The sequence below is a fragment of the Mailhella massiliensis genome (assembly GCF_900155525.1).
Taxonomy (GTDB): domain Bacteria; phylum Desulfobacterota; class Desulfovibrionia; order Desulfovibrionales; family Desulfovibrionaceae; genus Mailhella; species Mailhella massiliensis.
Window position 1 is genome coordinate 189251 of sequence record NZ_LT706942.1, and the last position, 23445, is coordinate 212695.

Here is a 23445-nt window from a genome sequence, read left to right on the forward strand (position 1 = left end):
GCATTAAGGAAAACATTGTGATTCAGCGTGTTGCTCATCATGAAATGATACCATTACCTATAGGCATCGTCGGCGGTCTCGGTCCGTATGCCGGGTATGACCTCCTCAGAAAAATATTCCGCTGGACGGAAGCGAGTACTGATCAGGAACATCTGCCGATTATGCTCCATTCCTTCCCTGGATGGATCCCGGAACGTCCCGCCTATCTGTTGGGGCAGAAGAAGGAAAATCCCGGGGAGGACATAGGTGACATCATGGTTCAGCTCGCCAGAAACGGTGCCCGTGTCATAGGTATGCCCTGCAACACGGCGCACAGCCCTCGTATTCTCGATGTGGCGCTGGAGCGCCTGCGGGAAACCGGACTTGATGTGACCTTTGTGTCCATCATCGAAAGCGCGGTGAAGCATGTGAGCTCGATGTGCCCCAACGGAGGCCGCATAGGCCTTATGGGTACCGTGGCCACGCTGCAGACCCGCCTGTATCAGGATGCTTTGGAAAAGGCCGGACTTGAGCCCGTGCTCCCCGATGACGAAGACTGCGCTCTTGTGCAACGTGCCATCAGCGATCCCGAATTCGGCGTCAAGGCTTTTTCCGACCCTGTTTCCCCGAAGGCACGCCAGATTCTTCTCGATACGGCCCGGCGTCTCGTGGAAAAGAAACAGGTCTCCGCCATACTCCTGGGCTGCACGGAAATTCCCGTAGCGGTCACGGAGTCCGTACTGTGGGACACTCCCGTCGTAGACGCCACCAGCGTTCTCGCCCGGGAACTGATCCGGGCCAGTTGCCCGGAAAGACTAAAAAACAACATGAACTAAGAGATTTCAAAAGGAGTTTACTATGAATCTCGCCAAATTCCCCCGTCGCGGATATGTCAAGGAAGCCACTCCTATTGAATACCTTGCCAACTTCTCCAAGGCTCTTGGCGGCAAGGTGAATATCTACATGAAGCGTGATGATCTGCTTCCCGGCTGCGCCGGCGGCAACAAGACCCGTAAGCTGGACTTCTCCATTGCCGACGCTCTGGCTCAGGGCGCTGACACCATCATCACCTGTGGCGCCGTGCAGTCCAACCACTGCCGTCTGACCCTCGCCTGGGCCGTGCATGAAGGGCTCGACTGTCATCTGGTGCTCGAAGAGCGCGTGCCCGGCAGCTACAACCCCGAAGCTTCCGGCAACAACTTCCTTTATCATCTGCTCGGCGTGAAGAGCATCACCGTTGTTCCCGGCGGATCTCCTATGATGGAGGAAATGGAAAAGGTGGCCGAAAAGCTCCGCGCTGAAGGCAGGAAGCCCTACATCGTGCCCGGCGGCGCCTCCAACAAGATCGGCGCCCTCGGCTATGTTTCCTGCGCTCAGGAAATCATGCAGCAGATGTTCGAAATGGGCCTGAACTTCGACCATGTCATCGTGCCCAGCGGCAGTGCCGGTACCCATGCGGGCATGATTGCCGGATTCTACGGCAACAACATGGATATCCCCATGTCCGGCATCGACGTGAGCCGCCCCGGCGACGTGCAGCAGGGCATCGTGCATAAGCTCGCTCAGGAAACTCTCGACTACATCGGTGCCGGCGTGCAGCTTCCGAAGGAAAAAGTTGTCTGCTACGGCGACTACTATCAGCCCGGTTATTCCAGACCCAACCCCGGCATGGTCGAAGCCGTGAAGCTGGTTGCCCAGACGGAAGCCATCCTGCTTGACCCCGTGTACAGCGGCAAGGCCATGGCCGGTCTCATTGACCTCGTGCGCAAGGGGCACTTCGCCGAAGGTTCCAACGTGCTGTTCCTGCACACCGGCGGATCTCCGGCTCTGTATGCCTATCTGCCTACTTTCATGAACTAGTTTAGCAAAATCTTTTTCCAACGCCCCCGGTATCTACGATATCGGGGGCGTTGCCGTTCTACAGAGCTTGATTTTGGCATTCTCGATAGATAGAATACGAACTTCAAAACTTCCATCATCGAGCTTGCTATGAACAAAATCAGAGAAACTTACAGCATCAAAATTGCAGAGTATATTCGCAACCTTGTCCGCGCAGGGGAATTACGCCCAGGGGATCCTGTGATAGAAAAAGCCATTTGCGATGAATTAAAAGTAAGCAGATCCCCGGTTCGCGAAGCCTTGTTGATTCTAGGTCAACAGGGAATTATCTGCTATGAGCCACAAAAGCATAAACATATCAAAACAATGAGCCCAAAAGAAATATATGACAGTTATATTATAGCTGGAGTTCTCGAAGGTGTTGGTGTGGCACAGTCTATACACCTATGGACTGAAAAAGAAGAAAAAAAATTTAATAATGCTGTAGATAGATTCAATAAAGAAGTTGACTACGACTCACATATCAACACATTTGCGGAAATAGACGAAAACTTCCACCTCACATTGCTCTCTGCTTGTGATAACGAAAAACTTGTCGAAATCGCGCGTACTTCATGCTCTTCTCTTGCTAAATTTTTATACTATCCTTTGTGGCAAAAGTTGTTTTCTCCTAAGGAGTTTTACAATAGGCACATGATTGTTGCCGAAGCAGTGCGCTCAAAGGATCCAGGATCGATTGAAAAAACTCTTCGTCTTCACTACGAGGAAGTAGGAAAGCGTCTATCGGAAAAAGTGAAAGAGACCATGTGCTAAGAGGTTTGTATCATGGCATCTGTGGAGCATATGCGCAGTACCATCGCGGCTCTCTGGACAGGCAACCTGTTTGCTCCTTTTCTTATCCAACGCGCCGTAAAACCTCTCCCTTTAGGGGGAGGATATAAGGCGCGTTGGATAATGATTAATAATGAAATATGTATCTTAACTGGGCGTTTTTCTTAGAAAAGTCAATCGAGAAAATTCGACGATTCATGCTATCCACAACTCCGCACCATTGGAAAACAGCAGATGATTCAGGCCGGTGATATTCTTGCTGTTCATATTTATGTTTCCTGTCATGGTACCGCCGGACTTCGGCAGGGCATTATTCGCCGTGGTTTTCACAGCGTTCATCTCTGTCTTCGTCGCGTACGTTGACGTGATCACATTGCCGGACGCATCTTGAGTCGCTTTTGTCGCGGTACTGGCATTACCGGTTAGCGCTCCCTTGAAACCTCCGGAGGAAACCAGCTGACCGGCCTCGGTAAACTCAAGAGATTCCGACACGGAATTCGTACCGGCTTCCACGTTAGCATCGGTGAGATACGAGATAAGCATCCCGTCGACGTGGCCGTTCAGGACAAAGACGCCGTTGGCCGACTTGTACCGGATAAACGGAGTAAACGCCCCATTCGTTTTGTCCGATTCCAAAAGGCTTCCCCCGGCCTTGGCGGCTGCTACCCACGTCGCAGTTGTGACAGCACCTACCAGTCCTTTAGCATATATTTTATCCGTACTGGGATTGATTTTCACATTAGATGCGAAACGTGCGCCTTCCGTATTCAAGATTGAATCTTTTTATGATGTAATGATTCCATAAATCCAGATTCCCAAGCAATATTCCGCCGGTCTTTGGAAAGATGCCTACCCAGTCGGACCATGAGCCTTCAACCCTTGTTCTGTAAAAAGCTCCTGTGTGGACCCGGAGCACCAAAGCTGACAAACCATGGAGTTTGACAGGTTATAGACGCACAAACAGGCTATGGACTGATTAGGCTCAAGACTCATTAATTGCCAAAAGGGTAAGAAGTTCTTATTGTCGGCATAGGGAGGATGCCATGAAGGAACTTTTTTATCTTTCTCATGAACAGATTGCTCGTATCAAACGCTACTTTCCTCGTTCCCATGGCATTCCGAGAGTCGATGACAGGCGTGTCGTCAGCGGCATTATCTATGTCATCAAGCACGGCCTGCAATGGAAAGATGCTCCGCGCGAGTATGGACCATACAAAACTCTCTACAATCGTTTTATCCGCTGGAGCCGATTGGGGGTCTTTAACAGGATTTTTGCGGAGCTTGTTGAGCAAAACGGCTCCACAACACGCTTGATGATTGATGCCACACATCTCAAGGCACACAGGACAGCAGCAAGTTTGCTGAAAAAAGGGGCCTTTCCCGATGTATCGGACGCACAAAAGGCGGCCTGAATTCAAAACTCCACGCTGTCTGCAATGCCTTCGGTCAACCGTTGGCCTTCCATCTGTCCGGCGGTCAGGTGAGCGATTACAAAGGCGCTGCTGTCCTGCTTGATACTCTGCCGCAGGCCGGGGAGCTTCTGGCGGATAGAGGCTATGATGCCGACTGGTTTCGTCATGCCTTGTCCCGTAAAGGAATCACGCCGTGCATTCCTGGCAGACACAGCCGNGGCGGCCTGAATTCAAAACTCCACGCTGTCTGCAATGCCTTCGGTCAACCGTTGGCCTTCCATCTGTCCGGCGGTCAGGTGAGCGACTACAAAGGCGCTGCTGTCCTGCTTGATACTCTGCCGCAGGCCGGGGAGCTTCTGGCGGATAGAGGCTATGATGCCGACTGGTTTCGTCATGCCTTGTCCCGTAAAGGAATCACGCCGTGTATTCCCGGCAGACACAGCCGGAAAACTCCGGTGGCCTATGACAAGGAGGTTTATAAGCAGCGGCACAAGATAGAAATCATGTTCGGCCGACTCAAGGATTGGCGCAGAATAGCCATGCGTTATGACCGTTGTGCCCACACGTTCTTTTCGGCTATTTGTCTCGCTGCCATTGTCATCTTTTATATTTAATGAGTCCTGAACCTAGGCATCATCTGGCCGGGGATAAACGCGGAAAGCATGGACTCTTCGTATGGCGGAAGCCCGTCTGCGGGGGCCACCGACAACAGAAAAGCAGCGTACATGCCCTGTCGGCCGCACACAGGAAATGCCGGACATGCCGGTGGAGTCCCCTGTCGTTCTGCCCGTCCGGGCGGGGAAGGGAAAGTGCCAGGCCGTCTGCGGGACGTACTTCAGGCGCGTCAGGCCGGAAAACGGCATGTTTCCGGGATATGCCGCGTGGCGTGCGAATGGCCGGGAGGCCTTTTTCCGGTGCCGTGTGTGGGAGGGCGTGGAGCCTGCCGGGCAGGGAGGGGCATCCTTGTTTTTCTGCGGCAGGGCGACGGGCGGAGATGCGCCGGAGAAAGCGATCTGTGGGCGGCGCGTATGCGGGAGGGAGCGTACGGTAGGGCGCTGAGAAAAGAAGCGAAGCCGGCGGGAAACAGGGGGAAGTCTTCCGGCGGAACAGGGGAAGGCATAAAAAAGCGGCGGCCCGGAGGCCGCCGCAGGTCAGGCGTATGCTGCGTTTACGCCTTCTTTTCCGGCAGGAAGGAAGCCAGAATGCCGAGGGCAAGGAAGCCGACCACCACGCTCAGGGAGATCATGGCGGGCAGGTGGATGACGCCGGTCACGTCGAGCAGCATCTTGATGCCGATGAAGGCGAGGATGGCGATGACGGACTTTTCCAGATGGCGCAGGTAGCGCTTGGCGGCGGCCAGCAGGAAGAACATGGAACGGAGGCCGAGAATGGCGAAGATGTTGCTGGTGTACACGATGAAGGGGTCGGGCGTGATGGCCAGCACGGCGGGCACGGAGTCGAAGGCGAACATGATGTCGGAAATTTCGATCACCACGAGGCAGAGGAACAGAGGCGTGGCTCTCCAGATCACCTTGCCCACGGGCTTTTCGGCCAGCTTGACGGCGCCGCCTTCCGCATGCTTTTTGGGAGCTTCCACGGGAGTGCCGTTTTCATCGGTGCGCACGAAGAAGTCGTGGCCGTGCAGGTGCGTGTACACGGGGATGAACTTCTGGGTCCAGCGCACGGCCCAGTGCTGGGAGTAGTCGATGTCTTCGTCGTTCTTCTTGCCGAGGGACTGGAACATCTTCCAGGCCGTCCAGAGCACGAATACGCCGAAGCCCGCAAGGGCATAGGGGCCGAAGAGCTTGATGAGGGAGCTGCCCGCGGCCACGAAGAGAAGACGCATGACCACGGCGCCCAGAATGCCGTAGAACAGCACGCGGTGCTGATAGGCATCCTTGATGCCGAAGGAAGTGAAGATGGCCATCATCACGAAGAGGTTGTCCACGGAGAGGGATTCCTCAAGCAGATAGCCGGCGATGAACAGCTGCATCTGCGCGGGGCCTTCGTTCCAGCCGATGTAGCCGGCGAAGGCGAAGGCGAGGGTGATCCACACCGTGGTCCAGATGGCGGCGTTGCGGGCGGTGACGGGTTTGTCGTCGTTGTGGGAACGAAGGTCAAGCCACATGCAGGCGATGACCAGTACGGAAAAGACGCCCACTTCAATGAGAGAGTGTCCGAACATGTGTATCCTCCAGAGTTTTCCATTTTTGCCGGAAGACACAAAAAAGACCTTCCGGCAACATTCATTGCCGCAAGGTCTCACTCATCAGACGGGCTGACGGCAATGCCAGAAGCGGACGCTCCATGCTGTTGACATTGCCCGGGACTCACGATCCCAGTTACTCCCCTTTGCGTTCCTTTTGAATATACAAACTGCCGCGTCCTGTCAAGGAAAAAGCGCGCCGCTTGCCTGTGGAAGCGGAAATCGCTATAATATGTTCGTTTTTCAGGATATTTTTTTATTTCGAGGCGTTAATGTCCTTTCATGTCGTTCGTACGCACAGGGCGGGCCGTCAGCATCCGCTGGTGCTCCGTCTTTCTTCCGGGTTCCGTCGTTTCCAGCATCGCTGGTATCACCCTGAGGAACCCCTTTTTCAGGTTCTCAGAAACGGGCAGAATCCGCTCGCGCTCGTCATCGCCTGCTGCGATTCCCGCGTGGACCCCGTTCTTCTTACCGACTGCCGCCCCGGCGATCTTTTCGTGGTCCGCAATGTGGCCAACCTTGTTCCCCCCTACGCGCCGGACGGCGGAAGGCACGGCGTGAGCGCCGCCCTGGAATATGCCGTCAAGCATCTTCAGGTGCAGGATATCATCATCATGGGGCACGCCTGCTGCGGCGGCATACAGGCTCTGGTTTCGGGAACCGGGGAGCATGGAGGGGACGAGTTCATCGGTCCGTGGGTGGATGTGGCGCGGCGTGCGCTGGAAAAGGCGGATGAGGCCGAACCCGGGGCCTGTGCGGCCGACAGGGCCAGAGCCTGCGAACTGTGGAGCGTGCGCCTGTCTCTGGAAAATCTTCTTTCCTTCCCCTGGGTGAAGAACGCGGTGGAGGAGGGGAGGCTTTTCCTGCACGGCTGGTATTTCGATCTTCAGAGCGGGGAGCTTCTGGAATACGATGCGGCAAGGAAGGATTTTCATCCTCTTGTAGGCAGACCCCACCTGCACGCCGGGCAGGGCGCGGTTCCCGCAGGAAAGCACGCCTGAGCGGCGCTTGCGCCCCGTCACGGAACGTTCCGGCTTCGTGAAAAGCCCGGCCGCGCCGTACCCTCTCGTTGTGTGATGCGGAAGGGATATGGGAAGGCTTACGGAAAGCGCTTCGGAATTTCCGGCGCAGGGGCGGCAGGCGCCGTCTGCCGTTCCTGTCATGCGCCGGGCCGCTTTTCCCGCGGTCTGTTTTCCGCCCCTGTTTTTTGCCGCAAAGCCCTGTGAGAAGGGGCGCTGCGGGAGACGGCATTGACGGGCCGCCTTTTTATTTCTATGGATAAGGCAAAGGCTCTGGAGTTTTTCGCGTTCACGCAAATTCCCGTACAGCTTTAAGGCGGCTTTCTTCCGGGGGAGCGTTTCCGCCCGGCAGGAGCCGTCGCGCCATATCTGCCGCAGCCGTCCGCGTTTTCACGCGCACGGTTTCCGATCCGGACAAGGATGCATGGAGGTTTTATGCCCACGAAAATTCTGCACAAGGAAAAACTGATTCCCGGCCGTACCAGCAAGCTGGTGCTGGACGCCCCGCAGATTGCCGCCACGGCCCGTCCCGGCCATTTCGTCATACTGCGTGTGGACGGGAACGGCGAGCGCTTCCCGCTCACCATTGCCGATACCGACAAGGAACACGGCACCATCACCATCGTGTATCTGGTGCTGGGCCGTTCCACTCAGATGCTGGAGGAGCTGGAAGAAGGGCAGGAAATACTCGACGTGTGCGGTCCCCTGGGACGTGCCACGCGGATTGAGAAGTTCCCCGCGCCGAAGAAGGTCATCTGCGTGGGCGGCGGCACCGGCGTGGCTGCCATGCATCACATCGCCAAGGGGCACCATGAGGCGGGCAACTACGTCATCGCCTGCATCGGCGCGCGCAACAGGGATCTGCTTCTTTTCCAGAAGGAACTTTCCCTGTTCTGCGACGAGGTGCTCGTTTCCACGGACGACGGTTCCGAAGGCCGGAAGGGCATCGTGACCGACCTTGTGCGCAGCCGCCTGGACAGCGAAGGCGGCAATATTGCCGAAGTGGTGGCCGTGGGGCCCGTGCCCATGATGCAGGCCGTGGCCGAGCTTACGCGCGGGTACAACGTGCCCACCACCGTGAGCCTCAACTCCCTGATGGTGGACGGCCTCGGCATGTGCGGCGCCTGCCGCGTGACCGTGGGCGGAGAGATGAAGTTCACCTGTGTGGACGGCCCGGAATTCGACGGCCACAAGGTGGACTTTGCGGAACTGCGCAGCCGTCTCGGCTCCTTCCGTACCCAGGAGGCCCAGGCCCGCGAACATCACCGCTGCAACTGTTTTGAAAGGAAGGAGGCCTAGCATGAGTCAGGAAGTTACCCGTGGGGCGAAGATTCCCCGTCATGAAATGCCCTGCCAGGCTCCCGAGGAACGTATCAGAAACTTCGGTGAAGTGGCTCTGGGCTACACTGCGGAAATGGCCCATGCGGAAGCGACCCGCTGCCTCCAGTGCAAGAAGCCTCTGTGCCGTACCGGCTGCCCCGTGGACATCGCCATTCCCGATTTCATCGCCGAAGTGGTGAAAGGCGATATCGACGAAGCGAGCCGCATCATTCATGCTTCCAGCAGCCTGCCCGCCGTGTGCGGCCGCGTGTGCCCGCAGGAAAAGCAGTGCGAAGGCCGCTGCATTCTCGGTAAGAAGGGGCAGCCCGTGGCCATCGGCCGCCTGGAACGCTATGTGGCCGACCATGCGACCGCCGAAAAGGCCCCGGAAATCAGGAAGGTGGGCCGCCGCGTGGCCTGCATCGGTTCCGGTCCTTCTTCCGTGACGTGCGCGGGGTATCTTGCCCGCCTCGGTGTGGACGTGACCATGTTCGAAGGCCTGCACGAAGCAGGCGGCGTGCTCATCTACGGCATTCCCGCCTTCCGCCTGCCCAAGGATGTGGTGGCCCATGAACTGGACGCCCTGCGCGCCATGGACGTGGATATCCGTCTGAACCATGTGGGCGGCCGTACCGTCACCGTGGACGGACTTCTCAAGGAAGGCTACGACGCCGTGTTCATCGGCGTGGGCGCGGGCCTGCCGTATTTTCTGGGCGTGCCCGGCGAGAACTGCATCGGCGTGTTCTCGGCCAACGAATACCTCACCCGCGTCAATCTCGGCCGCGCGCATTCCTTCCCCGAATATGACACGCCCGTGGCTCCGGGCAAACACGTCACCGTGTTCGGCGCAGGCAACGTGGCCATGGACGCCGCGCGCACGGCGCTGCGTCTCGGCGCGGAGAGCGTGCATATCGTCTACCGCCGTACCCGTGCGGAAATGCCCGCCCGCGGCGAGGAAATCGAACATGCTCTGGAAGAAGGCGTGAAGCTGCTGGAACTTTCCGCGCCCGTACGCTTTTTGTACGACGAGGAAAATCACCTCACCGGCGTGGAACTGCAGCGCATGGAACTCGGCGAACCCGACGCTTCGGGCCGCCGCCGTCCCCGTCCCGTGGAAGGGCAGAACTTCGTCATGGAGACGGACCTTGCCATCGTGGCCCTGGGCACGCGCTCCAATCCCCTCATGCTGGACTGCACGCCCGGCCTGAAGCTGACCGAAAGAAACTACATCGCCGTGGATGAGAACGGCGAAACCTCCATTCCCAACGTCTACGCCGGCGGCGACATCGTGACCGGCGCGGCCACCGTCATTCTGGCCATGGGCGCGGGCCGCCGCGCGGCTCAGAGCATCGCCCGCAGGATGGGTCTGGAATAGGCTTTTCTTCTTTTGCCGGAAGAGGCCGCCCCCGGAAGAGGGCGGCCTCTTTTGGGTTAAAAGAAAGGCCCCGGCCAGGCCGGGGCTGAAAACGTATCGTTATGAGCATGGCATGAACACTCCTTTTGACTTGCCAGAAAAGGGTTATGGAGAAAGCGTGGGAACATCATGTGAAGGGAAGGGCGTGAAAACAGCAGGGGCGGAATGTTGCCCCGACCATATCCATATCTTGTCAGAAATACCCCGCAGGATGAGTGTATCGGCGTTCGCCGGATATGTGAAAGGAAAGAGCAGCCTGATGGCATGTGAACAGTTCGGCGCGTTGAAGTGCGGGTGTCGCAGTCGGAAATTCTGGTGCCGCGGGTACTCGATACGGCAGGCAGGGATAAGCCATGGCCGGATGCCTCAGGAATCGACTGAACGGGGACAGCGCAGACGGGGCAGCATCCCGTACGCCGGAAGTCCGTCTGCGGGCCTCCGGTAACAGAAATGCAGAGGGCAGACGTACATGCGCCTGTCGGGGCGCGGCGGGTAAGAGGCGCGTAGGAGGAACCGCCGGTCATGCCGGCGGGGCCCGTTATCTGCTCAGCCCGGTCCCTCTCTCCGGGAAAAGGAGGCGCGCTTCCCGCCGCCCCTTCCTTGACATCATGCCCCGGTATCATTCATAGTGACGGGGATTATATGTGGGGTGTCCACGTCTGCCGGGGCTTTTTTTGAAAGGGAGCTTCGTCGGGCGGGAACATAGGGGGGAGGGCTGAGCTTTCAGCCTTTTTTGATGTACCTTTGTCAGTTAAGGAGTCACCATGCTTCGTCATCTTCTGTGCGCCGCGCTGCTGCTGCCCACGCTTCTGTGTTCTTCCGCCTCCGCTGCGGAAAAGATTGTTGTCGCCACCAATCCCGAATGGCCGCCGATGGAATTTCTCGACGATGAAAAGCGCATCGTCGGTTACGACGTCGACATGATGAACGCCGTCGCCGCCGAAGTCGGTCTGGAAGCGGAATTCCGCATGACCGCCTGGGACGGCATCTTCGCCGGCGTCGCCGCGGGCAACTACGACGTGATCGCCTCCGCCGTGACCATCACCCCGGAACGTCAGAAGGCTTTTGCCTTTACCGTGCCTTATTATGACGTGCGCCAGATCGTGGTGCTGCGCAAGGGCGACAGCGCCGAGAACTTCGAAGCTCTCAAGGGCCGCGTCGTCGGCGGACAGATCGGCACCACCGGTATTTTCGTGGCGCAGAAGAGCGGCGTGGACATGACCATCCGCGAATACGACAACGTGGGTCTCGCCATGCAGGATCTGCTGAACTCCCGCATCGACGCCGTTATCTGCGACTCTCCCGTGGCTCTTTACTACGCCAATCAGAAGGAAGGTTTCGCCGACCAGCTTTCCATCGCCTTCCGTACCGAAGCCACGGAATCCTTCGGCTTCGTGGTGCAGAAGAACCGCAAGGACCTTGTGGAGCGCCTGAACAAGGGCATCGAAGCCGTGCGCGCCAAGGGAATAGAGGCCGAAATCATCCGCAAGTGGATGGGCGACTAGGGCGTCTTGCCTTGCACCTTCAGTTTCAGGAATTGCTGATCTATGCGTGATAATGAGGAAAATTCCCTTCCTGCCGGAGTTGCGCCGGAGGGGAAGATAGAGGTTCCTGCCGGAGGCCTCGTGCTGCCCGATACGGAAAGGGGGAGTCTGGTCAACGCCTGGTCCCTTTCTCTGGTGGGCGCTCTGGCCGTGCTCACGTTCCTGTGCACCGTCTGGCCCGATCCTTACTTGGAAATTCTCTGTTTTGTTCCGGAAGGCCTTGTCGTCACGTTCGAGGTGACGATTTTCTCCATCATCTGCGCCATTCCTCTGGGGCTCATCACGGGCCTCGGAAGGCTTTCGCGCAACAGGGTGATCAACCTTATCGCGTCCACCTATGTGGAAGTGATACGCGGCATTCCCCTGCTGGTGCAGATTTTCTACATCTACTATGCGCTGGCGAAGTTCCTGCAGGTCAGCGGGCTGACTTCCGCCGTCATCGCCATCAGCTTCTGTTACGGGGCGTACATGGGCGAGGTGTTCAGGGCCGGTATCATGGCCATTCCCAAGGGGCAGACGGAAGCCGCGCGTTCTCTGGGCTTCAACAAGGTGCAGACCATGGTGTTCGTGGTGCTTCCCCAGGCTTTGCGTACCATCGTGCCGCCTGTGGGCAACGAATGCATCGCCATGCTGAAGGATACCTCTCTCGTGTCCGTCATGGCCATGCCCGATCTCATGCAGTTCGGCCGCAGCTTTGCCGCGAAAAGCTACCTGTATTTTGAGACCTACACCATCATCGCTCTGATTTATCTCATCATTACGCTGCTGCTGTCCAAGGCTGTCAGCATTCTGGAATCCAGGCTGAACTACTATGACAAACGCAAATAACGCCGAACCCGTCATCCGCATCGAGCATGTGTGGAAATTCTTCGGAGAGCTGCCCGCCCTGCAGGATGTTTCCCTGCATGTGTATCAGGGGCAGCGCGTGGTCATCATAGGCCCGTCCGGGTCCGGCAAGTCCACGCTGCTGCGTTCCATCAACAGGCTTGAGGAAATCAACAGCGGGCTTATTTCCGTGGACGGCATTGATGTGAACGATCCGAAGAACGACATCAACAAGATCCGTCAGAATCTGGGCATGGTCTTCCAGCAGTTCAATCTGTTCCCGCACAAGACCGTGCTGCAGAACCTTACCATGGCCCCGTGCAAACTGCGCGGTATGCCCCGCAAGGAGGCCGAGGACAGAGCGCTGGTGCTGCTGGAGAAGGTGGGCATCAGCGACAAGGCGCACGTCTACCCCGCCATGCTTTCCGGCGGTCAGCAGCAGCGCGTGGCCATTGCCCGCGCGCTGGCCATGCAGCCGGAACTCATGCTGTTCGACGAACCTACCTCCGCGCTGGACCCGGAAATGGTGGGCGAAGTGCTGGATGTCATGGTGAACCTTGCCCGCGACGGCATGACCATGATCTGCGTGACCCATGAAATGGGCTTTGCCCGTACCGTGGCCGACGTGGTGGTGTTCATGGACAAGGGACAGATTCTGGAACAGGGGAGCCCGGAAGAGATTTTCGAGCATCCCAAGCATCCCCGGCTTCAGCAGTTCCTGAAACAGGTACTGTAAGCTGGAAAAAGAAACGGAAAAGGCCCTTTCCCGAGCGGAGGGGGCCTTTTTTCACGCCCTGTGAATCCTGCGCCGAAGCAGACGGCGTTCCGCCTTTCTGCCCCTTGCGGGAGACGGATGCGGCCGTTCTCCGGCGCGGTGCACGGCAGGGGGAGCTGTCTGCCTCCGCGCCGTTTCCCTGCCGGGAGCGGGGCGGCCGTCTGAGAACGGTTCCGTACTGTTTTTTCTTCCGGGGAGTGCGGAACGGGCTTTTCCGCGCCGGAGCCTCGTGAAGACAGGGCGGAGGTACGCAGACGGAAGTCCGTATAATGTAACGTAAAAGAGCTTTTCCTGTGCGGCGGATCGAAAAAGGTATTCTCATCGGAGATAATTCTCCGGCTCCGGAACTGTCTGTGCGCGTCCTCTACGGAAAAACAATCATATCATGGCGCGTTGGGGCATTTTTTTGTAGTATGTGCCCTGTCATTTGAAGGTATTTTGTATTTTTTCTGTACTGCTGCGAAAAGAAGCATGTTTTCTGCTTGAGAGAATCTTGCCGAAGAGAATGTCATATTGCCTTTCTTATGGATTATCTGTATAGTCACAGGAACAATAACATTTTCGGGCAGAGGCGGAACACCCGGGCCTGAGCGGGTAAAAACATGTATATTTTCATGCGATTGGGCAGAAAAACCTCATCATGTTCAGGTGATCGACGTTTTCTTTGCACTGCATGAAGGCTCGTGTCCGTCGTATAGGAAAGGAGGTTTTTTCATGGCCAAGTATATTATGGCGCTGGACGCCGGTACCACTTCCAGCCGTTGCATCCTGTTTAATGAAAAGGGTGAGGCGTGCAGCGTGGCCCAGAAGGAGTTCACGCAGTATTTTCCGCAGCCCGGCTGGGTGGAACATGACGCCATGGAAATCTGGCTGACCCAGTACGCCGTGGCAGCCGAGGCTCTGGCCAAGGTGGAAGCCGACGCCGCCGATATCGCGGCCATAGGCATTACCAATCAGCGCGAGACCACCATCGTGTGGGACAAGGAAACGGGCGAGCCCATCCATCACGCCATCGTGTGGCAGGACCGCCGTACTGCCGAATACTGCGACAGCCTGCGCGCCAGGGGGCTGAACGAGACCTTCCGCGCCAAGACGGGCCTTGTCATCGACCCGTACTTCTCCGCCACCAAGATCCGCTGGATTCTGGAAAACGTGCCCGGTGCGCGTGAAAAGGCCGAGGCCGGGCAGCTTCTGTTCGGTACCGTGGAAACCTGGCTCATCTGGAAGCTCACCGGCGGCAAGGTGCATATTACCGACTACTCCAACGCCGCCCGCACGCTGCTTTTCAACATCGTCGACCTGAAGTGGGACGAAGAGATCATGGCCGAGCTCGGCATTCCTGCGAACATGCTTCCCGAAGCCAGGCCTTCCAGCTGCGTGTACGGGGAAACCGTGCAGGAACTCTTCGGCGGAGCCATTCCCATTGCCGGCGCCGCGGGCGACCAGCAGGCCGCGCTCTTCGGCCAGACCTGCTTTGAACCCGGCGAAGCCAAGAACACCTACGGTACCGGCTGCTTCATGCTCATGAACACGGGCGAAAAGCCCATTTTCTCCAAGAACGGCCTTGTCACCACCATTGCCTGGGGGCTGGACGGCAAGGTGAATTACGCTCTGGAAGGTTCCATTTTCGTGGCCGGTTCCGCCATACAGTGGCTGCGCGACCAGCTGCGCGTGGTGGATTCCGCTTCCGACTCCGAATACTTCGCCAAGAAGGTGCCCGATACCAACGGCTGCTATGTGGTTCCCGCCTTCACCGGACTCGGAGCGCCGCACTGGGACCCCTATGCCCGCGGCGCCATCGTGGGCCTTACCCGCGGCGTGAACCGTTACCACATCATCCGCGCCACGCTGGAATCCCTGGCCTATCAGACCTATGAGGTGCTGGGCGCCATGGAGGCCGATTCCGGCATCAAGATGACCTCCCTCAAGGTGGACGGCGGCGCTTCCGCCAACAACCTGCTCATGCAGATGCAGGCCGATATCAACCAGGCTCCGGTGAACCGCCCCGTATGCGTGGAAACTACGGCCATGGGCGCCGCCTATCTGGCCGGTCTGGCCGTAGGCTACTGGAAGAACAAGGACGACGTCATCAGCAACTGGGCCAGCGACAAGGTGTTCGGGCCGAAGATCACCCGTACCGAACGCGACAAGAAGGTGCGCGGCTGGAAGAAGGCCGTGAAGTGCGCCTATGCCTGGGCCAAGGAAGACGACTAGTCGGTACCGGCAGCGCGCCCGGAGCGGCATCGCCGTTCGTGCATCATGAGGCACGGACGGGGGTCGCCCTTCCGCGGTCATGATTCCATACGGAAAAAGACTGATGCGCCCCATCTCCGCATACGGGGGGTGGGGCGTTCTCTTCTCCTGTACTCTGAATCCGAGGTGAACAATGCCGTATCTTGCTGAATTTCTCGGTACCATGATGCTGATTCTTCTGGGCGACGGCGTAGTGGCCAACGTCAATCTGAACAGATCCGGCATGAAGGGGGCCGGGGCCGTGCAGATCACCTTTGCCTGGGGCCTTGCCGTCATGCTGCCCGCCTTCATTTTCGGCGCGTCTTCGGGGGCGCATTTCAATCCCGCGCTTACCGTGGCGCTCGCTGCGGGCGGCTATTTCCGCTGGACCATGGTACCCGGCTACTGCATTGCCCAGATGGCGGGGGCCTTTGTGGGCGCGTGCCTTGTGTATGTGCTTTTCAAGGATCAGTTCGACGCTACGGACGACCCGGATATCAAGCGCGGGGTCTTCTGCACCTCTCCCGCCGTACCCGACCGTGTCCGCAATCTCATCAGCGAGATCATCGGCACCTTTGTGCTGGTCTTCGCCATTCTCGGCCTGAATCAGGTTCCCGACATGCCGGGAGGCGTCAACTATCTTCTGGTGTTCGGCATCATCGTTTCCATAGGCATGAGCCTCGGCGGTCTTACCGGCTATGCCATCAATCCCGCACGCGACTGGGGGCCCCGCCTGGCCCATACCGTTCTGCCCATCCGCGGCAAGGGGGCTTCCCACTGGGATTACGCGGTGGTGCCGCTGGTCGGCCCCATGCTCGGCGGGCTTGTGGCCGTGATGCTTTATCATGTTCTTCCCTGGGCAAACGCAGTTTGAGGCGTTTTCTCTGCGTACCGGGAAGAACCGTGCTCAACAGCGAACAGGCGGGAATATCCCGCTTTTTTCGATTAAAAATCTTCTCTCCGTACAGGGCGGAAAATCTGATCCGGCAAAACAGGGGAAATTTCCTCTGTTTTGCGGGGAAGGGGGCGCTCCGGCACGCGGGGTATCCTCCGGGCGATAGAAGATGGAAATCATGGAAAGACAGGCGTGCAATGCAGGCGCAGGTATCTGCCGGCGTGCTTTTCTTCGTTCGGGAAGAAAAGCATGACCGGGAAAGGATACGAAGGCTCGGGACGGGCTTGCCGCCGCAGCTTCCGCATGGGAGCGGCTGCCGAGAACAAGGCTCAGGGGGGCGGGAATGTCGGCCGTCCGTCTCCAGTCGGAGGGGCCCGTGTGCAGCCGTCTGCGCCTCCGGTCACGGAACGGCAGAAGACAGGCCCGGTGATGAGTCCTCACGGCCTGAAGAAACGGCGGGAAGGGATAGTCTTGCCCGGTGAAGGGGAGCGGCCCGTTTTCAGGGGAATCCGTTTCCGGGCAGGAAGGCGTTTCCTGTTCCAGGCACCTTAGGCAAACATGCCGCATACGGTCGGAGAAGGGCTCCGTCGTCGCACGTTGGGGGGCGTTACCAGTAGAGCGGGTAGCGGCGGGAACGGGGCAGATTGTTGACCACAAGGGCGATGATGAGCATGATGAGCGCGCCGGCCAGGCAGGGGACAAGCGCATACCAGTAGCCCAGTTGCCGTATGCCTTCTCCTCCGGTAACGGCGATGAGGGCCGTGGCTCCGCCCGGGGGATGCAGCGTTCCGGTCAGAAGCATGAGCGCTATGGCCGTGGATACGGCGAGGCAGGCCGCAAGCCAGGTGACGTCGGGGAAAAGAAGCCCTGCGCTCACTCCGGTGAGGGCGGAAATCACATGTCCGCCCACGAGGTTGCGCGGCTGGGCCAGCGGACTCTGCACGGCCCCGAAGGTCAGAACCGCAGAAGCGCCGAAGGAGCCGATGAGCAGGGGAAAGCCCGTACCGGGCGTGACGAGGCGCTCCAGCAGCGCAATAAGGGCTATGGCCAGACAGCTCCCCAGCCAGGAAAGCAGAATTTCTTTTGCGCTGCAGCGGGGCGCATGTCGTCCCCCGCCCCGCATCTTGCTCAGAATCCTCGACATGTTTTCTCCGGGAAGGTTTCGGTGTCCGTTTCCCGGGAATTATAGAAAGGGGCGCGGGGAAAAACTGTGCCTCTGCTCACGCTGCGGGATGTTTACCGGAACATTCCGGGAAAGCTCCCGCGGCATTTTGCCCCGGAGCCGTGGAAGCGGGGGAGAGTCTGTTTCCCGAGCCTGAGCGCAGCGGCGTGCGCATGGGCTACAGGCAGGCGACAAGCTCCCTGAGCTCCCCCGTAAGGCGGCAGACGTGAAAGCCGTCGCACACCGCGTGATGCACCTGCACGGCCAGCGGCAGCAGGAATTTCCCTTCCCGTTCAACATATTTTCCCATGGTGAATATGGGGAAGAAGTAGCGCTCCGCCCTGGGAAGATGCAGGTGGAAGCTTTCGAAACTTTCCCAGGGAATCATGGAGACGGGGAAGCTGTTCACCGGCGTCTGCGGTTTTGCTTCAAAGTCCTTCACGTTTCCGAAACTCTCCATGTCGCTTTTGCAGGAGCGGAGAAAGGTTTCATAATCGTCGTCGTATGTCGTCCAGAGCGTGGAGAAGGTTTCCGTGTCTTTGTGAAAGATGGTGTAGGAAGGGCAGAGCCTGTCGTATATGCCGAGTTCATCTTTGTCGTTGAAGGCCATGCGGAATTCCTCATGCCTGTTGACCACGGAGGAGAGGGCGTACAGCATGGAGGGATACAGTTTCCTTCCCGTTTTCACGAGGGAGGTGATGTCCAGAGAAACGGTCATGCTGTACTGGCAGGGAACAAGGGAGAGATAATGCTCGAAATGGGCGTTGCGCGGCCAGTTCTGTCTGTTGATGACGGTGAAGCTCACATGGATCTCCCGAAGGTCTGGAAGATTTGAGGGAAGATGCGGCGGAAGAAGGGCGGCGTATCTCTGCCGGGGGCGGCAGGCAGGAGAAAGCTCCTGCGCAGTCTGACGGAGAAGGCGGCTCCGTTCTTGCGCAGGCTTCGAAACCGCGTACCGGCGCGGAAACGCAGGGCGGAAAGCGCTACAGCGTGGGGCGCTGATAGAAAAGACCGGCAAGTTCCTGCGTTTTCACCGTATTGATGAAGGAATGGGGGTCCACTTCCCGGATGGCGTTCACCACTTTCTTGCTTTCGTCGCTGGATACCACGGAGTAGACGAGGCTGCGTTCGTTAAGATGGAAGGAACCCTCTCCCTTGAGAATGGTCGCCCCGTGTTTGGAGGTGGCGTAGATGACGTCGCACACTTCCTTGGGTTTGTCGGTGACGATGAACAGGGTTTTCTTCTGGTAGCGCGTATAGAGGATATGCAGCACCTGCGTGGTGGTGTACTGGAAGAAGATGGAGTAGAGGGCCTTGTCCCAGCCGAAGGAAAAGCCTGCCACCAGCAGCAGGATGACGTTGAAATACAGGATGATGTTCCAGGAATCGATGCCTTTTTTCCGGGAAAGATAGATGGCGATGAAGTCCGTGCCGCCGCTGGTGGTGTCCATGCGCAGGCACAGGCTTATGGCGAAACCGTTGATGATGCCGCCGAAGATGCTGATGAGCAGAATATCGTAGGTGATGATGTAGGAAGGAATGATGTCCGTGAGAACGCCGGTGAGCAGAATCATCAGGCAGGAGTAGAGGGTGAACCTTTTGCCGATGTAGCGGAACCCGATGTAGATGGGGATCATGTTCAGCAGAAAGTTGACCACCGCAAAGGAAAGATGGATGCCCATGAACTTTTCCGAAAGGCGCTGGATGAGAATGGTCAGCCCCGTGGCTCCGCCGGGATAGAGTCCGCCGGTCTGCACGAAGGTATTGATGTTGAGCGCCATAAGGACGGACGCGACGCACACGGCAAGAATGATCTTGAAGTCGTTTTTCAAGCTGAACGTCATGGGCGGCCTCTCGGAAAGAAGTGATGAATCCTGTTTCTTCTTTACGGGTTCCTGTAAAAATAGCAAGAGGCCCCGGAGGAGGCCTCTTGTCGTGCATAAGGGGGGCTGCGCCGCTTTTTTACAGGGGAGGAAGGGCGTTTTCCACGTTGTTTTGAGAAAGTGCGGCCGCAGAGCTGCCGCTCTGTCCCGATTTCCACTTCAGCAGCAGGGCGGAATGAAGAATGACGGCCACGGAACCGGCGTTGTGGACGAGCGCGCCCGTGACGGGGGTGAGCAGGCCGAGCGAGGCGAGAATGATGGCCGCGAAGTTCAGCAGCATGGAAAAGGTGAGGTTGAAGCGTATGGCCGACATCATGCGCCTTGAAAGCTGGAAGGCGTGCGGTACCTCGCCTATGCCGTCGCGTACGAGGACAAGATCCGCCGCATCCACGGCAATGTCGCTGCCCATGCCGCCCATAGCCATGCCCACATGGGCTTTTTTCAGGGCCGGTGCGTCGTTGATGCCGTCGCCCGTCATGCAGACCCTGTCGCTTCTCTCATCCATGAAGCGCAGCTTGTCCTCGGGCAGGCAGCCGGCATGAACTTCGTCGATGCCGAGCGCTGCGGCGATGTGCCGGGCCGCGTTTGCGTGGTCGCCGGTGAGCAGAACGGGCGTGATGCCGGAGTCCTTCAGCGCGCGTACGGTGGCGGCGGCGTCGGGTCTCGGCAGGTCGGCAAGGGCGAGAATTCCCAGGGGCTTTCCGTTCACGGCCACCCAGATGACGGTGCACCCTTCATCAAGGAACGATGCGGCATGGCGTAATGCTTCTTCCTCCAGCGTTATGCCTTCGCCTTCAAGAAAGGCCGGGCTGCCCGCAATGACGTCGTCCTTTCCCATGAGGGCGCGCACGCCTTTGCCGGGAAACATGTGGAAGGAGTCCACGGCAGGAAGGGAGGATGCGCTGCGTTCCCGGAAGCTCTGCACCACGGCCCTGCCCAGGGGGTGTTCCGAACGCTGCTCCGCGCCTGCGGCAAGGCGGAAGAGCCCGTCTTCCGACGTGACGCCGTCGAACACGCGCACGGCGGTGACCTTCGGCGTGCCGCAGGTGAGCGTGCCCGTTTTGTCGAAGGCGCAGGTCTTCACCTCGGCAAGGCGTTCCAGAGCGTCGCCCTCCCGTACCAGAATGCCGTGCTGCGTGAGGTTGCCGATGGCGGCCACGATGGCCGTGGGCGTGGCCAGAACCAGCGAACAGGGGCAGAACACCACGAGAATGGTGACCGCGCGTATGATTTCTCCGGTGACGAACCATACGGCAAGGGCTGCGGCAAAGGCTCCGGCCACAATCCATGTGGCCCAGCGGTCCGCAAGGCGCACCACTTTGGCCTTGCCTGCATCCGCCGACTGCACCAGCCGTATCATGCGTTGGAGGGAGCTGTTTTCTCCGCTTTTCGTCGCTTCCATGTCGAAGGTGCCGAAACGGTTTACCGTGCCGCTGTACACTTCGTCCCCTTCCTTTTTATCCACGGGCAGGGATTCCCCGGTGAGCAGGGCCTGATCCACCGAGCTTTCCCCGCGTATGATGATGCCGTCGGCAGGAATGGTTTCCCCGGGAAGCACGCGGAGCCTGTCGCCTGCGCGTACGTCGTCGGCCGGGGCCGGAACCTCCTTTCCGTCTTTCAGAAAGCGCGCCGTGCGGGGCGTGAGGTTCACCAGCTTTTCTATCCCTGCCCGTGCGCGGGCCGTGGTGGCTTCTTCCAGCAGCGAACCGAGCTGCATGATGAAGGCCACCTCTCCGGCGGCGAAGTCCTCACCGATGATGACCGAGGCGATGAGCGCCGTGGCCACGAGCACGTCGGCCTTGATGTCGAATTCCGTCACCAGTCCGACCACGGCTCCCTTCACGATGGGAAAGCCGCAGAGAACAATGGCGACCCATGCCGGATCTGCGGGAAAGGCCTGCGGCGCGAACATGCTGAAAAGCAGCGCGAGGCCGGAAAGAAAGAGAAACGTGATGTCCGTTTTGAAATCGTGCCAGAGCGACAGCATATCCTTCTTGTTCATGAACAGCTCCTATACCCTGGGGGGTATGAGGAAAATACCCATAGGGGTATGGGTTTGTCAAGAGGCGAAAGAAAAGCCGGCACGGGGCCGGCGAAGAATCAGTTCATGTTGGCGAAGCGTTCCACGGCCTTGGTGAAGCTGGCTATGGTCTGATCGGCGTCGCCGTGTTCGATGCCGTCGCGCACGCAGTGGCGGATATGACCTTCCAGCACCACCTGACCGGCCTTGTGCAGGGCCGATTTTGCGGCGTTGATCTGGGCGAGGACATCCTCGCAGGGGACGTCCTCATCGATCATGCGGTCTATGGCCTGTACCTGACCGATGATTTTTTTCAGTCTCCGGTGCAGATTATCGGAGTCCATGCATTGTCTCATCGCATATTCCTCGCTGGGAAAACTTCCCGCATGGTACGGCGGGGCGCGTTTTTCAAAAAGGAATCCGCGCCCTGCGTTCACGGCAGTGTAGGGCACAACGGAAAAAACGTAAACCGTGCGGAGTCGCGGCGCAGGGCGGGCAGGGCCGCGCGCCGTTTTCCGGCAGGATGTTCACGCTCCGGCCCCGGACTCCAGCGCGGCCAGGGTTTCCACATGGGGCGTCTGGGGGAAGAGGTCCACGGGCTGCACGGCGCGGATGTGGTAGGCGGGGGCGAGCAGGGCAAGGTCGCGCGCAAGCGTGGCGGGATTGCAGGATACAAGCACCATGCGCGGCGGGCGGTGACGGAGTATGGCCTTCACCGTGTGCTCATCCATGCCCGCGCGCGGCGGGTCGGTGACGAGAAGGTCCGGCGTCCCCATGCGGGAAAAGCGCTGTTCGAGATTGGCGGCGTCGCCCGCTTCAAAGCGGAAAGTCGTTTCTCCTCCGGCAGCTCCGGCGTTTTTCCTGGCCAGATCCACGGCCGGAGCCACCGCTTCCAGCCCGAAGACATGCCGGAAATGCGGCGCCATGGTGAGGGCGAGTCCTCCCGCGCCGCAGTAAATGTCCCAGCAGTTTTCCCCCCATATGCCTTTTTCGGGACTGCCGAACAGGGAGGAGGCGAGGTCGGCCGCAGCGTTGTACAGCAGTTCCGCCGCGCGGCTGTTCACCTGAAAGAAGGAATTGTGATCGAGGCGGAAGGTCACGTCTCTTCCCTGAAGGCGCAGCGTTTCCCGAAGCTGCGCTTCCCCCAGGGTGAAGGCGGTTTCCTCCCCGTAGGCAACGTCGCTTTCACTGCGGCGTATGCTGTGGACGAAGCCCGTCACCCCGCAGGGGCCGTCCAGAAGTTCCCGGCCCATGCTGCGGATATTGCCCGCCTCCTGCGGGGAAGGCTGGGTGATGAGCTCCACAAGGCAGCCCCCGGCCAGAGGTTCGCGGATGACGGCGAAGCGCAGAATGTCGTTCTGCCGTACCGACCGGCTGAAGGCTCCGTGGCGCTGCCTGCGTTCCTTCTGCGGTGCGGCGGCTGCGTGCAGGCGGTATTTTTCGCACAGGCGGCGCAGTTCGTCGAGCACCGCCATGGTACGCGGGCTCTGAAGCAGGCAATGCGTCACTTCCGTCACGCGGCGGGAAGAGCGTTCCCTGAGGCCGAGCAGCGTCCGGCCTTCGCCGTTGGCGGCAAAGGCGAACTCCATTTTGTTCCTGTAGCCCCACTGTTTTTCTTCCCCGGCGGAAAGTACGGGCAGAATGCGCTCTTCCGGCAGATGAAGCCTGCCTATGCGCTGCAGAGAGTCCTGCACGATGCGCCTTTTCCATTCGAGCTGCACGGCATGGGGCAGAATCTGCCACGGGCAGCCTCCGCAGCTTCCGGCATGGGGGCACGGGGCGGGACGTTCTTCCTTCGCCCTCTGCCGCACCTCGACAAGTTCCGCCTCGGCCATGCGCTTCTTCACTCCGGTAAGGCGCGCAACGACAGTCTGCCCGGGAACGCCTCCCCGGACGAATACGGTCATGCCTTCCGCGCTGCGCCCTACGGCCCTGCCGTCGGAGGAAAGGCCGACAAGTTCCATTTCCAGCGTATCGCCCGTATGATATTCCATGTTTTTCTCCCGTTGTGGTCGCAGCATCATAGCAGGGCGGGCCGGGAAAGGCAAAAGCCTCCGCACGGGCCGTTTTGCCTGCGCGTTTGTCTTTT

19 protein-coding genes and 2 pseudogenes are annotated in these 23445 nt (G+C 58.9%); 13 read left to right on the forward strand and 8 right to left on the reverse strand.

Features of this window, described 5'->3' with window-relative positions; all coding sequences use genetic code 11:
• Positions 1–17: 17 nt before the first annotated feature.
• The 3 genes from CZ345_RS03285 to CZ345_RS03295 all read left to right on the forward strand — a co-directional run bounded on the left by CZ345_RS03285 (position 18) and on the right by CZ345_RS03295 (position 2631).
• Complete coding sequence (locus tag CZ345_RS03285) at positions 18–815, forward strand: aspartate/glutamate racemase family protein (RefSeq protein WP_239446598.1); 798 nt, start codon at positions 18–20, stop codon at positions 813–815.
• A gap of 22 nt (positions 816–837) precedes the next feature.
• Complete coding sequence (cuyA, locus tag CZ345_RS03290) at positions 838–1839, forward strand: D-cysteate sulfo-lyase (protein ID WP_077071769.1); 1002 nt, start codon at positions 838–840, stop codon at positions 1837–1839.
• Between the two features lie 129 nt (positions 1840–1968).
• On the forward strand, positions 1969–2631 hold the full coding sequence (locus CZ345_RS03295) for a GntR family transcriptional regulator (RefSeq protein WP_077071770.1): 663 nt from the start codon (positions 1969–1971) through the stop codon (positions 2629–2631).
• Positions 2632–2844: 213 nt separating this feature from the next.
• Here CZ345_RS03295 and CZ345_RS03300 read toward each other — a convergent pair whose 3' ends face one another.
• Positions 2845–3420: a hypothetical protein gene (locus tag CZ345_RS03300; protein ID WP_144277223.1), complete on the reverse strand. Its 576-nt coding sequence runs from the start codon at positions 3418–3420 to the stop codon at positions 2845–2847.
• Between the two features lie 272 nt (positions 3421–3692).
• Here CZ345_RS03300 and CZ345_RS17770 point away from each other — a divergent pair.
• Positions 3693–4675 (forward strand): annotated as a pseudogene (locus CZ345_RS17770) (IS5 family transposase).
• A 554-nt stretch (positions 4676–5229) separates the two neighbouring features.
• Here the strand turns inward: CZ345_RS17770 and CZ345_RS03320 are convergent.
• Positions 5230–6246: a TerC family protein gene (locus CZ345_RS03320; protein WP_077071774.1), complete on the reverse strand. Its 1017-nt coding sequence runs from the start codon at positions 6244–6246 to the stop codon at positions 5230–5232.
• 293 nt (positions 6247–6539) lie between these two features.
• Between CZ345_RS03320 and CZ345_RS03325 the strand changes: the two genes are divergently transcribed.
• The 9 genes and pseudogenes from CZ345_RS03325 (at position 6540) to CZ345_RS03365 (ending at position 16270) form a co-directional block, all read left to right on the forward strand.
• On the forward strand, positions 6540–7268 hold the full coding sequence (locus CZ345_RS03325; RefSeq protein ID WP_077071775.1) for a carbonic anhydrase: 729 nt from the start codon (positions 6540–6542) through the stop codon (positions 7266–7268).
• Positions 7269–7721: 453 nt separating this feature from the next.
• A complete protein-coding gene (locus CZ345_RS03330; protein ID WP_077071776.1) occupies positions 7722–8585 on the forward strand; it encodes a sulfide/dihydroorotate dehydrogenase-like FAD/NAD-binding protein in 864 nt (287 codons plus the stop codon).
• A 1-nt stretch (position 8586) separates the two neighbouring features.
• Positions 8587–9981, forward strand: coding sequence for an NADPH-dependent glutamate synthase (gltA, locus tag CZ345_RS03335; protein WP_077071777.1), 1395 nt, complete (start codon positions 8587–8589; stop codon positions 9979–9981).
• Positions 9982–10174: 193 nt separating this feature from the next.
• Positions 10175–10352 (forward strand): annotated as a pseudogene (locus CZ345_RS17660) (transposase); the annotation flags it as partial.
• 432 nt (positions 10353–10784) lie between these two features.
• Complete coding sequence (locus tag CZ345_RS03345) at positions 10785–11525, forward strand: basic amino acid ABC transporter substrate-binding protein (protein ID WP_077071779.1); 741 nt, start codon at positions 10785–10787, stop codon at positions 11523–11525.
• A gap of 42 nt (positions 11526–11567) precedes the next feature.
• A complete protein-coding gene (locus CZ345_RS03350) occupies positions 11568–12392 on the forward strand; it encodes an amino acid ABC transporter permease (protein WP_077071780.1) in 825 nt (274 codons plus the stop codon).
• Entirely contained in the window at positions 12376–13125 is a 750-nt protein-coding gene (locus tag CZ345_RS03355) for an amino acid ABC transporter ATP-binding protein (protein WP_077071781.1), read from the forward strand. Before CZ345_RS03350 ends, CZ345_RS03355 begins: the two co-directional genes overlap by 17 nt.
• Positions 13126–13878: 753 nt before the next feature.
• Positions 13879–15378 (forward strand): glycerol kinase GlpK, encoded by a 1500-nt coding sequence (gene glpK, locus CZ345_RS03360; protein WP_077071782.1) that lies wholly within the window; start codon positions 13879–13881, stop codon positions 15376–15378.
• Positions 15379–15550: 172 nt separating this feature from the next.
• A complete protein-coding gene (locus CZ345_RS03365) occupies positions 15551–16270 on the forward strand; it encodes an MIP/aquaporin family protein (RefSeq protein ID WP_077071783.1) in 720 nt (239 codons plus the stop codon).
• 628 nt (positions 16271–16898) lie between these two features.
• Here the strand turns inward: CZ345_RS03365 and CZ345_RS03370 are convergent.
• The 6 genes from CZ345_RS03370 to rlmD form a co-directional block, all read right to left on the reverse strand.
• The gene (locus CZ345_RS03370) at positions 16899–17435 is read right to left on the reverse strand and encodes an HPP family protein (protein ID WP_077071784.1); all 537 of its coding nucleotides are present in this window, start codon (positions 17433–17435) and stop codon (positions 16899–16901) included.
• Between the two features lie 196 nt (positions 17436–17631).
• Positions 17632–18258 carry a type A chloramphenicol O-acetyltransferase gene (gene catA, locus CZ345_RS03375; RefSeq protein ID WP_077071785.1) on the reverse strand — a complete coding sequence of 209 codons (627 nt, stop codon included), beginning with the start codon at positions 18256–18258 and terminating at the stop codon, positions 17632–17634.
• A 178-nt stretch (positions 18259–18436) separates the two neighbouring features.
• Positions 18437–19297: a YitT family protein gene (locus CZ345_RS03380; RefSeq protein WP_077071786.1), complete on the reverse strand. Its 861-nt coding sequence runs from the start codon at positions 19295–19297 to the stop codon at positions 18437–18439.
• A 118-nt stretch (positions 19298–19415) separates the two neighbouring features.
• Positions 19416–21338, reverse strand: a complete 1923-nt coding sequence (locus CZ345_RS03385) for a heavy metal translocating P-type ATPase (protein WP_077071787.1) — start codon at positions 21336–21338, stop codon at positions 19416–19418.
• A 98-nt stretch (positions 21339–21436) separates the two neighbouring features.
• Positions 21437–21700 carry a metal-sensing transcriptional repressor gene (locus CZ345_RS03390; protein ID WP_239446599.1) on the reverse strand — a complete coding sequence of 88 codons (264 nt, stop codon included), beginning with the start codon at positions 21698–21700 and terminating at the stop codon, positions 21437–21439.
• Positions 21701–21883: 183 nt separating this feature from the next.
• Complete coding sequence (gene rlmD / locus CZ345_RS03395; RefSeq protein WP_144277224.1) at positions 21884–23350, reverse strand: 23S rRNA (uracil(1939)-C(5))-methyltransferase RlmD; 1467 nt, start codon at positions 23348–23350, stop codon at positions 21884–21886.
• Positions 23351–23445 lie beyond the last annotated feature (95 nt).